Source organism: Acinetobacter sp. 778_lipA, from assembly GCF_058242985.1.
Genome location: NZ_JBZAYT010000001.1, coordinates 1,654,717 through 1,669,626 on the forward strand (window position 1 = coordinate 1,654,717; position 14,910 = coordinate 1,669,626).

At 38.5% G+C, this 14,910-nt stretch carries 10 protein-coding genes; 8 read left to right on the top strand and 2 right to left on the bottom strand.

Translation table 11 applies throughout. The features are described 5' to 3' along the window. Positions 1-21: 21 nt before the first annotated feature. Positions 22-540, bottom strand: coding sequence for an RNA polymerase sigma factor (locus tag AC4CUY_RS07690; protein WP_419820533.1), 519 nt, complete (start codon positions 538-540; stop codon positions 22-24). Positions 541-797: 257 nt separating this feature from the next. Here AC4CUY_RS07690 and AC4CUY_RS07695 point away from each other — a divergent pair, with 257 nt between their 5' ends. From AC4CUY_RS07695 to AC4CUY_RS07725, 7 genes are all read left to right on the top strand, one after another. Further along, positions 798-2,006: an efflux RND transporter periplasmic adaptor subunit gene (locus tag AC4CUY_RS07695; protein ID WP_336953152.1), complete on the top strand. Its 1,209-nt coding sequence runs from the start codon at positions 798-800 to the stop codon at positions 2,004-2,006. A 3-nt stretch (positions 2,007-2,009) separates the two neighbouring features. Continuing rightward, positions 2,010-5,123 carry a multidrug efflux RND transporter permease subunit gene (locus AC4CUY_RS07700; RefSeq protein WP_419820532.1) on the top strand — a complete coding sequence of 1,038 codons (3,114 nt, stop codon included), beginning with the start codon at positions 2,010-2,012 and terminating at the stop codon, positions 5,121-5,123. Further along, on the top strand, positions 5,120-8,215 hold the full coding sequence (locus tag AC4CUY_RS07705) for an efflux RND transporter permease subunit (RefSeq protein ID WP_490773905.1): 3,096 nt from the start codon (positions 5,120-5,122) through the stop codon (positions 8,213-8,215). The genes AC4CUY_RS07700 and AC4CUY_RS07705 overlap by 4 nt, the downstream gene beginning before the upstream one ends. 18 nt (positions 8,216-8,233) lie before the next feature. Further along, entirely contained in the window at positions 8,234-9,631 is a 1,398-nt protein-coding gene (locus AC4CUY_RS07710) for an efflux transporter outer membrane subunit (protein WP_490773906.1), read from the top strand. Positions 9,632-10,611: 980 nt separating this feature from the next. Next, positions 10,612-11,931, top strand: coding sequence for an NCS2 family permease (locus AC4CUY_RS07715; protein ID WP_004721188.1), 1,320 nt, complete (start codon positions 10,612-10,614; stop codon positions 11,929-11,931). 121 nt (positions 11,932-12,052) lie between these two features. Then, a complete protein-coding gene (locus tag AC4CUY_RS07720; RefSeq protein ID WP_336953147.1) occupies positions 12,053-13,054 on the top strand; it encodes an adenosine deaminase in 1,002 nt (333 codons plus the stop codon). A 69-nt stretch (positions 13,055-13,123) separates the two neighbouring features. Next, positions 13,124-13,480, top strand: coding sequence for a hypothetical protein (locus AC4CUY_RS07725; RefSeq protein ID WP_419327378.1), 357 nt, complete (start codon positions 13,124-13,126; stop codon positions 13,478-13,480). Positions 13,481-13,552: 72 nt separating this feature from the next. On the opposite strand, the gene AC4CUY_RS07730 is transcribed toward AC4CUY_RS07725, so the two are convergent. Continuing rightward, positions 13,553-14,104, bottom strand: a complete 552-nt coding sequence (locus AC4CUY_RS07730) for a cytochrome b (protein ID WP_419330206.1) — start codon at positions 14,102-14,104, stop codon at positions 13,553-13,555. A 224-nt stretch (positions 14,105-14,328) separates the two neighbouring features. Between AC4CUY_RS07730 and AC4CUY_RS07735 the strand changes: the two genes are divergently transcribed. Continuing rightward, positions 14,329-14,706, top strand: coding sequence for a hypothetical protein (locus AC4CUY_RS07735; protein ID WP_419820529.1), 378 nt, complete (start codon positions 14,329-14,331; stop codon positions 14,704-14,706). Positions 14,707-14,910: the final 204 nt, after the last annotated feature.

Consider the following 14,910-nt stretch of genomic DNA (forward strand, 5'->3'; position numbering starts at 1 on the left):
TTTTATACGTAAAAATGATGATTAATTAAATGTTGTACTATAGATACTAGAGCAGGCGTGAAAAGCTTGTTTAATATCTCTTTTAACGGTGGCTTCAGAAATATTAAGTTTTTCGCCAATAGATCGGTAAGTCATATCTTCCATCTGTGATAATAAAAAAACCTGTGCAACCCGGTCGGGGAGCATTTCTAGCGTTTGATGAACTTGGTATAAACTTTCCTGAATACATATTGTATGTTCTACAGATGGGTGACTATCCTGAGGTGTATGTATTAGTGCATCTAAATATAAGCGCTCAATTTGCTGATGGCGCCAATGATCAATAATCACGTGTTTGGCAATCCCCAATAACCATGCTTTGGGTTCTTTAATATTTTCAAAACTATAGTTACTTTTTAATGCACGATAAAAAACTTCCTGACTTAGATCTTCAGAGTGGTGATGGTTGTGAAGTTTATGTTTGAACCACAGAAGTAAAGTATTTTGATGGTCTTGATAAATATGATCAAACCACTGTTGCTTTTGTACGTTCAAATTCATTAGATTTGCCTGTTTAATAAGCGAACAACACACAGTTATGCTAAGGTGGGGAAAGTGTTGAAAATAATGATAGTGATAATGATTATTAAATGCAATAATAAAACTTACAAAATGCAACATGAATAATTGAGTTGTTTTGAACCTTCTTTCACCTTAATTATTAATGAGATGAATAATTAATAAATGTGAGATTTCACTTTATTTGGTTCGTAATTGTAAATTTTGATCGTTCTACGAATGTATGAATAAGAGTTCTTATGAGTAAGCCATCTGTAAATGTAAACCTCAAAAAAAGTTTTATTGGCCGCAAATTTAAATATTTAATTGGATTTATGCTGCTGATTATTTTCGGACTAGCAGGCTTCTATTGGAAAAAAACCTCATCCAAACCCGCAGAGGAATATAGCCAATGGAGTAAACCTGTACCCGTGCGAACTGTGCCAGTACAACGACAAGATTTACAGGTTGAAATTAAAGCAATTGGTACAGTCATTCCTACACATATTGTGAATGTACAAAGTCAGGTTTCTGGGGTTTTACAGCAGATTTATTTTAAAGAAGGGCAAACCGTAAAAAAGGGTCAGCTCCTTGCACAAATTGATCCCGCACCATTCCAAGTCGTGCTTGCACAGGCTGAAGGAACACGACAACAGAACTTAGCACAATTGCAAAATGCTGAAACAGAGTTGAAGCGTTATCAATTATTGTTTAAACAAGATTCAATTGCGAAACAACAAGTAGAACAACAACTCGCTCTGGTCAATCAACTCCAAGGACAGATACAAGCGAACAAGGCGCAAGTGGATGCCGCAAAACTACAGCTGTCTTATACTAAAATTTATTCACCTATTGATGGGCGGGTTGGATTTAGACAGAAAGATGCTGGTAACCTGATTCAAGCCAATGAAAGTGGTGGTTTAGTCAGTATTACTCAAGTTCATCCAATTTTTGTGCAATTTGCAGTGGCAGAAAACTACTTAGCAAACCTGCGTCAATCCTTAAAAAAGGGAGACAAGGTGCTGGTAAGTGCTTGGGATAAAACAGAACAAAAACAACTTGCGCTGGGCCATGTACAAGCAATAGATAATCAGATTGATATCAGTACTGGGACTTTAAAAATAAAAGCAATTTTTGATAATTATGATGATGTTTTATTTCCAAATCAGTTTGTCAATGTGCATTTAAATACTCAAACCATTCAAAATGCACTCAGCATCCCTAATGATGCTGTACAACATGGCGCAAAAGGCAGCTATGTTTATATCATCAATCCGCAAAACAAAGCCGAAATTCGGATGCTAAAACTGGGCATGACCTCGAATGGCCAAATTGAAGTTTTAGACGGATTAAAGGGTAGCGAAAAAGTCGTACTTGAAGGAATTGATCGTCTTTCGGAAGGCAAAGAAGTTCAAATTGTTGTAGAGAATCAACAGCCAATTTCTACGGCTAAGCCAACTGCTGGATAAATCATGAATATTTCACGGTTCTTTATTTTACGTCCAGTCGCAACCACATTATTGATGTTAGCACTATTGTTAAGTGGCTTCTTGGTTTGGCGATTGTTACCTGTTTCTGCTTTGCCACAGGTCGATTATCCAATTATTCAAGTCTATACTTTTCAACCTGGCGCCAATCCCGATACAGTACAACGTACAATCACCGCACCACTCGAACGAGAAATGGGCAAAATTGCGGGTTTAAAACAAATGTCTTCCAGTAGTTCAGTGGGGGCATCCGTCATTACCTTGCAGTTTGAACTGAGCGCAGAGCTTGGTGTCGTTGAACAAGAAGTACAGTCAGCACTCAGTACCGCCAGCAGTAAATTACCCAATGATCTACCAGCACCACCGGTTTACCGTAAAGTAAATCCTGCTGATGTTCCTGTGATTACCCTTGCCATCAGCTCAGAAACTTTACCTTTAACCACTGTCTACGACATGGTGGATACCCGAGTTGCACAAAAGCTTTCTCAGCTTTCAGGTGTAGGGATGGTGAGCCTTGCAGGGGGGCAACGTCCAGCAATACGCGTGCAAATGAATGCTATGGCACTTGCTGCTTATAAAATGAGTGCTGAGGATGTACGCTCCGCAATTAATTCTGCCAATGCGAATCAACCCAAAGGAAGCTTTGATGGTCCATATCGCACCACAATGTTGGATGCCAATGATCAGATTCGTTCGATTGCAGATTATGAAAATTTAATCTTACGCTGGAACAATGGTGCTCCGATACGTCTGAAAGATGTGGCAAAAGTCATCGAAGGTAGTGAAGACCGCTATATGGCTGCATGGGCAGATAGTCAATCTGCAATCTTAGTCAATGTGCAGCGTCAACCAAATGCCAATGTGATTCAAGTTGCAGATCAGATTAAACAGATATTGCCTGAACTACAAAAGAATCTGCCTGAAAATGTCGAAATTCGGGTGTTAACAGATCGAACAGAGAGTATTCGTAGTTCCATTGATGATGTGCAAAAAGAATTGGTTTTTGCCGTATGTTTGGTGGTGATGGTCACTTTTCTCTTTTTAAGAAATTTATCTGCAACCGTAATTCCAAGTATTGCAGTGCCACTGTCGATTGTTGGTACCTTTGTTGTGATGTATTTTTTAGGCTTCTCGGTCAACAATTTGACCTTAATGGCGCTCACCATTGCGACAGGATTTGTAGTCGATGACGCAATTGTGATGTTGGAAAATATTGCACGACATCGTGAGGCAGGAGAAAGTTTATTACAAGCAGCACTCAAAGGGTCTAAGGAAATAGCTTTTACTTTGATTTCCCTGACGATTTCTCTAATTGCTGTATTAATCCCATTACTGTTTATGGGCGATGTTGTTGGAAGACTGTTCCACGAATTTGCTGTCACTTTAGCAGCTGCAATCGCAATTTCATTGGTGGTGTCACTCACATTGACCCCGATGATGTGTGCATATTTATTAAAAAGTACCAAACATTCAAGTTCACACAGTCGCTGGAGTCTAGATCGCATTATTCAGCATTATGGTAAAGCTTTACAGTGGGTTTTTCGGCATCAAGTGCTGACACTTTCGGTGATGTTGAGTACCGTCATTTTAGCTGGGCTGTTGTATTGGATGATTCCAAAAGGTTTTTTCCCTGTACAGGACAGCGGTGTCATACAAGTGGTCACTCAAGCACCCGATGATATTTCATTCCACGCTATGAGTGAGCGTCAACAAGCACTTGCAGGTCAGATCCTAAAAGATCCTGCTGTGGAAAGTTTGTCTTCATTTATCGGTATAGATACCAATAACCCAAAACTAAGTAATGGGCGTATTTTAATTAACTTGAAGCCGCATGCTGAAAGAGACCGTGTAGATCAGATCATGGCACGTCTACGAGAACAGTTCGCTCAAGTTAAAGGGATTCAAGGTTGGATGCAACCCGTACAAGAGCTGAGCATTGAAGATAAAATCAGTCGAACTCAATATCAACTCAGTATAAGCGCTGCTAAAACGACAGATTTAGCACAATGGACTCCTGTATTTGTTGATGCTTTACGGCAACAACCTGAATTTGCAGAGGTGACCAGTGAAGACGGTGGGCAAGGCTTACAGGCATTTATTGATGTCAATCGAGATGCCGCAGCACGTTTAGGTTTAAACATTGAAGATATCAGTTTAGCTTTACAAAATTTATTTGCGCAGCGCCAGATTGCGACTTTATACACGCAATCCAATCAATATCGTATTGTTTTGGAACTTGACCCAACATTCACTCAAGGTATAGATGCTCTAGGGCAAACCTATATTCATAATAAAAGTGGAGAGCCGATATTACTCAGTTCTGTTGCCAATATTGTGCAAAAACGCGTGCCTATTATTCTGCAACAGCAATCACAATTTCCAGCCAGTGGGGTATCTTTTAATCTTGCATCAGGGGTCGCGCTCGGAGATGCGATCAAAGCGATTGATCGCATACAACAGCGTCTAAATTTACCAACAGAAGTAAAGGTGACACTACAAGGTGCAGCCGCTGCTTATGAGAACTCACAACAACATACTTTCTGGTTGGTGATTGCAGCAATAGTGACCATGTACATTGTGTTAGGCATTCTGTACGAAAGTTTTATTCATCCGATAACTATTCTTTCTACTTTGCCTTCTGCTGCAATTGGTGCTTTGTTGGCATTGTTTTTGGTCAATCGGCCATTGGACATGATTGCCTTGATTGGGATCATTTTATTGATTGGTCTGGTCAAGAAAAATGGCATCATGATGGTGGATTTTGCTTTGGCTGCACAACGTCATGACGGATTGTCACCACAGCAAGCGATTTATCAAGCCGCACTGATGCGTTTTCGCCCAATTTTAATGACTACGCTTGCGGCACTGGTTGGGGCAATTCCGTTGATGCTTGCATCGGGTTCAGGGGCAGAATTACGTCAGCCTCTCGGGGTTGTCATGGTGGGTGGTCTGATTTTAAGTCAAGTCCTCACGTTATTTACCACACCAGTAGTTTATTTGTTTTTTGATCATCTGCAATATTCATTACAACACACCAATTCAGATTTAACTGTAGATGATTTCCCCCCAGATCATGATACAACAAGGAGAGAGTTTTGACCTTTCTCTCGACCTTTATTCATCGACCTGTTGCCAGTATTTTACTTGGGATCGCAATTGTATTATTGGGTATATTGGCCTATTTTCGCTTACCTGTAGCCGCTTTACCACAGGCAGATATTCCAACGATTGTGGTGCGAGCAAGTTTACCGGGTGCAAGTCCTGAAAGCATGTCTGCCACTGTGGCGACGCCGTTAGAGCGTGCCATGATGGGTGTTTCAGGGGTAAAAGCGATTAATTCTTCAAGTAATCAAAGCGCAACACAAGTGGTTTTGCATTTTGATTTAAAGACTGACATCAATGAAGCCGCTAGAGAGGTCCAAGCTGCAATCAATGCTGCGATGTCACAGTTGCCTTCTGGAATGCCAAGCCCTCCTGAATATTTCAAGATCAATCCAAGCCAGAGTTCAATTTTTTATTTGGCATTGAGTTCGGAACATCTTTCTGCGGGCAAACTCTATGATATTGCCAGCAATCAGCTCCAGCCAAATCTTGCGCAAATTAATGGGGTTGGTGAAGTTGTCATTGACGGGGCATCTATGCCAGCTGTGCGAATTCAACTCAATCCAAATGCCTTGATTTCACAAGGGGTGTCTTTGGAGCAAGTTCGTGAAGCGATTGTAAAAAGTAATACAGTACAAGCCTTAGGGGTAATTGAGACTGAACAGTTACGTTGGCAAGTTGAGCTTCCAAATCATTTAAAAAAAGCGGATGATTTTGCCAATTTGATCGTGCATCAAAATGGTCAGACAGTTGTTCGTTTAAAAGATGTGGCTGAGGTACAGGATTCTGTCGAAAACCGATATGTAAGTGGTTTCCACAATGGCAAACCAGCGGTGATTATTAAAATCAGCCGTCAGCCCAATGCAAACACCGTTGCCACAATCGAAAAGATCAAAGAAAAACTACCTGAGTTAAGCACATTAATTCCAGCAGATTCACAACTGACCACAGTGATGGATGGATCGGAAATTATTCGGGCAGGCTTAAATGAGGCAAGAGATACTTTATTATTTTCCATGCTTTTGGTGATTATTGTGGTCGCTCTGATGTTAGGTCGTCTGCAAAGTGCTCTTGTTCCAAGTATTGCCTTGATTGTGACTTTGATTGGCGCATGCAGTTTGGTTTATCTCGCGGGATTTTCACTGAATAACTTGTCAATTATGGCAGTCATTGTTGCGATTGGACTTGTAGTTGATGATGCAATTGTGGTTTTGGAAAATATTGAACGCCATATAGAACAGGGTGAACAACCTGTACAAGCTGCCTTAAAGGGTATTCAAGAAGTCGGTTTGACCTTGTTAGCAATGAATTTAGCTTTGGTAGTGATCTTTATTTCCGTGCTATTTATGGGTGGTGTAATCGAGAGACTGTTTAGAGAATTTTCTTTAACCTTGATTTTTATCATTATTCTATCTGTATTTGTCTCTCTGGTCCTTACGCCAAGTTTATCCGCACGCTGTTTAAAACCATTGGAGCGTTATCAACATCAGGCTTTGTATCGCTATAGCCATCGCTGTATGCAAGGTTTGAGTCGGCTCTATTTGTATTCACTAAAATGGATGATTAAACACGGTTATTTGGTCATTTTGCTATGGGGCGGTGCAATTGCTGCCTCTGTATATGTGTATCAAACATTACCCAAACGTGTATTACCTGAGCAAGATACCGGACGGGTTGAAGCTTTTATTCGAGGGGATGATGGCTTCTCCTTTCAAATTATGCAACCCAAAATCGCCACCTTTAGTGAAAATGTATTAAAGGATCCCGCAGTCAAAGATGTGATTGGTACGTCTGGTGGTGCTGGTGGAATCACCAATTCATTTTTAATGGTGAGTTTAAAACCTAAAGCAGAGCGAGATGGCAAATCTTCACATGAAATTGTAGACAGAATTAAAAAAAATGCCCCATGGTTGGCAGGTGCGATTTTCTCTGCACAAGTCAAACAGGAACTAGAATTAGATGATCCATTTTCAAGTGGAAGTGGGCAAGATTATTTGTTGTTACTGCAATCTGATAATGTTGCGTTATTACGTCAGTGGGTGCCTAAAGTCGCTCAGGCAATGCAGAAACTTCCAGAGTTAGAAGAAGTTGAAACCATGGGCGATGAAGGTGCTCAGTATGTGACTTTAGACATTGACCGTGAAGCTGCACGTCGTTTGGGGGTGGATATAGACAATATTTCAAGCGTACTCAATAACTCATTTTCGCAGCGCCAAATTTCGACTATTTATGATCAAACCCAACAGTTTTATGTGGTGATGGAAGTTGATAAACACTTTACTGAACACCCTGAAGCGCTGGCAAATGTACGTATTCCAAATCAACAAGGTATTGCAGTGCCTTTGAGTAATTTTGCCACATGGTCTTATGGCATCACCAATGATCGGGTTTATCGACGCAACCAATATGTCGCAATGGGGATTGGTTATGTGGTTAAACAAGGCTATAGCTATGAACAAGCGGATGTAGCTATTCGGAGTGTTTTACCCGAAGTCATGTTACCCAATGAAATTTTTATCATGACAGATAAAGATGTAGAGGCAGAAAGTTTGCAGACTGGTTTATCGACCCCTTTACTTGTCTGTGTGGTGATCTTACTTATTTATATTGTTCTCGGGGTTACCTATGAAAGTCTGGTTCATCCATTGACGATTTTATCGACAGTACCCGCTGTGGCTTTGGGGGCTTTGCTAACCTTATGGTTATTTAATTTCCAATTTACCTTAATTGCACTCTTGGGCATGTTTTTATTGATTGGAATTGTTGTAAAAAATGCCATTCTTTTAATTGATTTTACTTTATTGGAAAGAAGAGCAGGCAAGACTGCATATCAGGCTATTTTGTCTGCCGCAGCACTTCGTTTTCGTCCAATTCTGATGACTAATACCGCAGCGTTGCTGGGTGCAATTCCACTGGCACTTAGCTGGGGAGAAGGGGCAGAGCTACGTCAGCCTCTAGGTGTTGTCATTGTGGGTGGTTTAGCTTTGGGTCAATTATTGACGTTGTATACAACGCCAGTCTTGTATTTGGTGTTGGAAAAATGTGCTGAATCTTGTTTGAAATTTAAAAGTAAATACGCACTTCATTAAGGTAAATAGGAAAATATAATGCAGAGTTTAATCGTTAAAAATGTCATGTGCCTTAGTGTTCTATTGATGTTAACTGCATGCAATTCTACTGTTGTGTTGCATCCGCCTGAATATAAAGTGCCTATCCTTCAAACGGATGATCATTATAAATATGCTGTTTTAAATTGGAAAAAAACCTCAAACATAGAAGTCAATGCCAACACTTGGTGGGAAATCTTTCAAGATCCTATTCTCAGTCAATTGATGCAACAATTGAATCAAGAAAATTTGAGTCTGAAACAGGCAGAAGCACGATATCAACAAGCCAATGCCTTACTTGAGCAGCAACACGCAAACCGTTTGCCAAGTTTAAAGTTAAATGGTTCTGCACAACGTAGTGGAACAAAGGGTAGTACACCAAGCAACCGATTTACGGCGGGTGTTCAAGTCAGTTGGATTCCTGATTTATGGGGCAGAGTCGCCAAAGCGATTGAAGGGCAACAAGCAAATTTAGATGCTTCACAGGCTGACTTAGCCGCAGTTAAACTTAATCAGCAATTATTGGGCACAGAAACCTATTGGAATATCCGAGTACTGGATGCGCAGTTGGATGTTTTACAACAAACTCAACACAGCTATCAACGTTCCGTCAAAATTTTAAATAACCAATATGTTGCCGGGATGAGCGCGCGAGCGGATGTGATACAGGCTGAAACACAACTCAAGCAAGTGCAAATCCAGCAGATAGAAACCCAACGAGAACGTGATTTACAAGAAAATATTTTAGCTGTGGTACAAGGTAAAACGGTTGCTCAATTTCAATTGCCCAAACAAAAACAGTACTTTCAAGTTCCAATATTACCAAGTCAGCTACCAAGTCGGATGCTTATCCAGCGTCCTGATGTGATTCGTGCTGAACGTGAATTGGCTGCAACACATGCCCAATTGGGCTTGGCTCAAACGGCATGGTTACCCGATCTCAGTATTGGCCTAACGGGTGAATTAAATAGTCTCGTATTGAGTCAACTGTTTCAAGCACCACAGTACTTGTGGTCGACTGGATTACAAACAACGGCATTGATATTTGATGGTGGAAAACGTAAGGCTGAGATTGCACAAGCACAAGCGAGTTATACTGAAAAAGCAGCGGCTTATAGACAGGCTGTTTTAACGGGTTGGAAAGAGGTAGAGGACGCACTTATTCAGTCATCCAGTTTTAAACAACAACAATCTGAACAATTTAAATTGTTTAAGATTGCTTTGGAAAATGAACAAGTCGTGACTCGACGTTATAATGCAGGCTTAGTCAGCTATTTAGAAGTCATCACTGCACAGAATTTAAGATTACAGGTAGAACAGGCAACTTTACAACTTAAGCAATTACAGTTAAAAAACACAGCTCAACTGATTGCCGCCTTAGGTGGTAATATAAGTTAAGGCTCTAAAAGCAATTAAATCACTGGATTTATAACTTAAATTTAATTAATTCAATATATTATATGATTTTTAAGGTGTGTAATCTAAAGTGTGAAAACCCTTATTGGTGACTATTTTATGCTTTCAAAGATTATTATTGAATTCGATTTAAACAATGAGAATGATCATTTTATAAAAAGGTTGCTGTGCTTCATGTGAGAACAATGCGTATTTTGCTAAAACAATATTTTAGCTAGCGAGTGCACCGAATAGGGCTATTGTGTTTTTTCATATTGTTATTTAATTCGATGTTTTAAATCACAATTTTGATAATTAGCAGTACTTTATATGTATGACTCAATTCAACGTTTTATATGCACTATGAAAGTGCAAGTTTAGATTAGTGATTAATTAAACAATTTTATTGTTAAAATATTATTTATGTCACAATTTTGTGTATAATTGTGGGAATTTATACCTCGATCTGATTTTGAAATGGTAAAGCTTGTAACTTTTTTCGTCTTAAGTAGTGTGATATTTCTAGGCTATTTCTCTTATGTGGATTCTCAACAAAGAAAATATGAAGAAATGCAAAATATTATTAAAGATGCGAATTTAACCATTCGGAAAATTGAGTCTAATCCTAATAATCACAATCATCTAAAAGTAAGTAATACCGTGATTTGATTTAAGTGCTGTATATCCTTAAAGCACTAAACTTCTGAGTTCACATGAATTGGATGACTAAAAGAGTCAGATTGATAAAATTATTTAAACTGTATGTTATAATTTGTAATATGTAATCGATAACGACCGTTAAACCTTCTAGAAAACGAAAGCTGCTAATCTGCAGCTTTTTTAATTCAAGTTTTTTATCGGAAATGTCATTTTGGTATGTTTATTGAATGCTGAATTATGGCCTAAATTGAAGGCATTTAGCATTTTTTTTAAATGAACTCGATTTTATCAACGAATAGCTCAAACTTAACAGGGGCTCAACAATGACGAATCCAAATCCTTCAGCGGGTTTGCTCGAACGCTTATTTAAACTAAGCGAAAATAAAACAACGTTTAGAACCGAAATACTGGCAGGTTTAACGACATTTTTAACGATGTGTTACATCATTATTGTTAACCCATTGATTCTTTCAGAAACAGGTATGGATCATGGCGCCGTATTTGTGGCAACGTGTTTGGCCGCTGCGATTGGTTGTTTGGTCATGGGGGTGGTTGCAAACTATCCGATTGCACTTGCACCGGGTATGGGGCTGAATGCTTATTTTACTTATTCCGTTTGTTTAGGTATGGGCGTTGAATGGCAAACCGCTTTGGCTGCTGTATTTGTTTCCGGACTCGTTTTCATCGCAATTAGCATGTTTAAAATCCGTGAAGCCATTGTCAATGCAATTCCAATGTCATTGAAATTTGCAATCGGTGGTGGTATTGGATTATTCCTTGCACTGGTTGCATTGAAAAATTCAGGCATTATTGTTGCAAATCAAGCAACTTTGGTGGGTTTGGGTGATTTAAAGCAACCTACAGTTTTACTGACTTTATTGGGTTTTTTCCTGATTGTGATTATGCACCACTATAAAATTCGTGGCGCAATTATTATCAGTATTTTAGCGATCACTGGTATTGCAACAGCTTTAGGTTTGAACGAATTTAAAGGAGTTGTTGGTTCGATTCCTTCTATTGCACCGACTTTCATGCAAATGAATTTTGAAAACTTATTTACAGTAAGTTTGGTAGGCGTGATTTTCGTATTCTTCTTGGTTGATTTATTTGACTCAACTGGAACATTGGTCGGGGTTTCACATCGTGCGGGTTTATTGAAAGACGGTAAATTACCACGTTTGAAAAAAGCGCTGTTTGCTGATTCAACTGCAATTGTTGCTGGTGCTGCTTTGGGTACATCATCAACAACACCTTATATTGAGTCATCTGCGGGTGTTGCTGCAGGCGGTCGTACAGGTTTAACTGCAGTTGTTGTTGGTATTTTATTTTTAGCGTGTTTATTTTTAGCGCCACTGGCTCAATCTGTTCCTGGATTTGCGACCGCTCCAGCATTATTATTTGTTGGAGTGTTGATGATTCAAGGCATCATCAATATTGAATGGGATGATATTACCGAAGCAGTTCCAGCATTTTTAACCATTGTATTTATGCCATTTGCTTATTCAATTGCAGACGGTATTGCAATGGGCTTTATCAGTTATGCATTGGTTAAATTATTTACAGGTAAAGCCAAAACTGTTCCATATATGGTTTGGATCATTGCTGTGCTCTGGGTGATTAAATTCGTTGCATTTGGTGGTTAATAAATTTAAATAAGGAAAGGGTGTAAACTCAAGTTTGCACCCTTTTTTGTTTTAATCAGATTGAAATGAATCCAAGCGATTTGGATGATTGAAATTTAATTTAATAAGTTTGAGGAAAAACGTGAATAGATTAGAACTTATTCGTGCCTTACCTAAGGCAGAACTCCATGTACATATCGAAGGCACGTTTGAGCCTGAGCTGATGTTTGCGATAGCTCAACGTAATCAAATTGATATCCCATATAAATCTGTAGAAGAAGTCAAACAAGCATATAACTTTCATAACCTACAGTCTTTCCTTGATATTTATTATGCAGGTGCAAATGTACTGATCAATGAACAAGACTTTTATGATTTAGCTTGGGCATATTTTGAAAAATGTGCTGAAGATAAAGTTGTACATACTGAAATGTTTTTTGATCCGCAAACACATACCGACCGTGGTGTAGCATTTGAAACCGTAATCAATGGTTTACAGCGCGCGTGTGATGATGCCCAAACAAAGTTGGGTATAAGCTCTCATTTAATCATGTGTTTCCTACGTCACTTAAGTGAAGAAGCAGCATTTGAAACGTTAAAGCAAGCCTTGCCTTATAAAGATCAAATTATTGCTGTAGGCTTAGATTCAAGCGAAGTTGGACATCCACCAGCTAAGTTTGAACGAGTTTTTGCTCAAGCACGTAAAGAGGGTTTTTTGGTGGTTGCGCATGCGGGAGAAGAAGGTCCTGCTGAATATGTATGGGAAGCTTTAGATTTATTAAAAGTAAACCGTATTGATCACGGGGTACGTTCAGAAGAAGACCCAGCCCTGATGCAACGTTTAATTGCAGAAAAGATGCCTTTGACTGTTTGCCCACTGAGCAATTTAAAATTGTGTGTGGTGGATAATATGGCACAACATAATATTCATCGTTTATTGCAAAAAGGAGTGCATGTGACTGTTAATTCAGATGACCCATCTTATTTCGGTGGCTATATGAATGATAATTTTATTTCGATTGCTGAAGCACTAGATCTTTCCAATACAGAGTTAAAGCAATTGGCAAAAAATTCATTTGAAGCGTCATTTATTTCAAATGAAGAAAAGCAAAAATGGAACAATCAAATTGATCAATTGGCTTAAATCAAGCTATATTCTTTAAGCCTATAAAAGCAGTGTGTGAACACTGCTTTTTTTCATAAGGAAAATAGAATGAAATTTTTAACAACAAGTTTAACCTTATTCATTATTTTACCTGTGACTGTTGCATGTGCAGACTCAAGTACAGAAACGATTACGCATAAAATGTTAAAACCATTAATCGAACAGCAGTGCGCCAGTGAATTGAAAGCTTCAAAAATTTGGCAAGCATCTTCATTTTTATGGACTGCTACACAGCAGCAACATGCACAGCAAAAAGTTTGTGGCTGTGTCAGTGAGAATGCTTTGAATGATATCCCTGCTAAACAGCTGGTTATGGCAACTTTTAATGAAGCTACAAAAAATAAGTTGATTCAACAGGCGGTGATAAATAGTTTAAAAGGTTGTGCAAAAGAAGCATTAAAGTAAAGATCTAGAATTTAAAACATAATAAAAATATAAAAAAGCACACCGTTTGATGTGCTTTTAATTTGTATTTGACTAGCCTTGTCGTGTCATACTTTTCAACACATTATCTTTATCAATAAAGTGATGTTTGAGCGCAGCGAGAACATGTCCGACAAGAAGTAGGCCAGCAGCCCATGAAATATAAATATGTAAAGGTTTCACAATCGCTGTTAAATCGGGATTATCTTGTACAAGTCTTGGAATCTCAAATAAGTACAGTACAGGCACGGGATGACCAGCACTCCAGCTAAATAAACATCCAGTGATTGGCAATGCCAATAACATGAAATATAAACCTAAATGTCCTAAATGAGCCAAAGTTTTCATTAATGGTGACATTGTTTCAGGTAGTTCAGGCACAGGGTGGGTATATCGCCAAAAGATACGGATAATGACTAAAAAGATAATTACCGATGCAATATTTTTATGTAAGGTGATGACATCACCTTTAAACGGCCCATCGACATCATAGCTTAAAAAATTGCCACTATAAAAACCAATGACCCAAGCGGTAATAAAGATGATTGCCATAATCCAATGCAACCATTGTGCTGTCCTTGTATAGTATTGTGATTTTTGTTGCATGACACAGATTCCAGTTTAATTTAGTGCTTATGATATGGATTTTATTTAAAGAAATCATTTCTAAAAACTCAACGTATTGTTTTAAATTTGCAACGCTTAAAGCAATAATTGTGAAATATTTATCCATTTAGCATCTAATGAGTTGATTATTGAAATAATTAGTTTAATACAAGTATAAGTTTAGGCAAAATACCCTAGCTTTATCTCATAAAAAGGAAAAAATTGTGAAAAATCGTGTTGTCTTGCTTGCTTTAATCGCTTTAGGTCTAACGGCTTGCGCGACCAATGACCCAACAGGTGCTGTAGCAGCGTCAACAACTCAGCAGTTAGGGGGTGTTGCGCTTAAAATCGCGATAAATGCGAAATGTACAACTGAACTGAATAATTTACCTGCTTGGAAGACTGCAACAAAAGTCATGACTACAGATCAGAAAAACAATGTACAAAGTGAAATTTGTGGTTGTGTCAGTGAAAAAGCACCACAAAGTGTCAGTACTGTAGATTTGGCAACGGCTGCTTTAGACCCTCAAGCACGTGCAACGATTGTTTCAAACGTTGTGACAAAAACAATCAATGCATGTGTTGCTGAAGCAACGAAATAATTGCATTAAAACCAAAGATATATGAATTTATTGATATAGATTTTTGTATTTTAATAAATTCATGGTCTTAGGGTTGATGCTCTTTTCTTAAAATTAAGTCATTCACTCTAAGCAAAGTATTTTAAATTTTGCTCAGTCCATTGAATTTATGTAGAAAGAAAAAGGTCTAAAATCTGTCATCATCTCAAGGTGATGATGTAAGAA

Bases quoted from the DNA above. Each gene is read 5' to 3' on its own strand.
- AC4CUY_RS07695 (WP_336953152.1), top strand. From the start codon at position 798: ATGAGTAAGCCATCTGTAAATGTAAACCTCAAAAAAAGTTTTATTGGC.
- AC4CUY_RS07710 (WP_490773906.1), top strand. From the start codon at position 8,234: ATGCAGAGTTTAATCGTTAAAAATGTCATGTGCCTTAGTGTTCTATTG.
- AC4CUY_RS07715 (WP_004721188.1), top strand. From the start codon at position 10,612: ATGACGAATCCAAATCCTTCAGCGGGTTTGCTCGAACGCTTATTTAAA.
- AC4CUY_RS07690 (WP_419820533.1), bottom strand. From the start codon at position 540: ATGAATTTGAACGTACAAAAGCAACAGTGGTTTGATCATATTTATCAA.
- AC4CUY_RS07730 (WP_419330206.1), bottom strand. From the start codon at position 14,104: ATGCAACAAAAATCACAATACTATACAAGGACAGCACAATGGTTGCAT.
- AC4CUY_RS07725 (WP_419327378.1), top strand. From the start codon at position 13,124: ATGAAATTTTTAACAACAAGTTTAACCTTATTCATTATTTTACCTGTG.
- AC4CUY_RS07700 (WP_419820532.1), top strand. From the start codon at position 2,010: ATGAATATTTCACGGTTCTTTATTTTACGTCCAGTCGCAACCACATTA.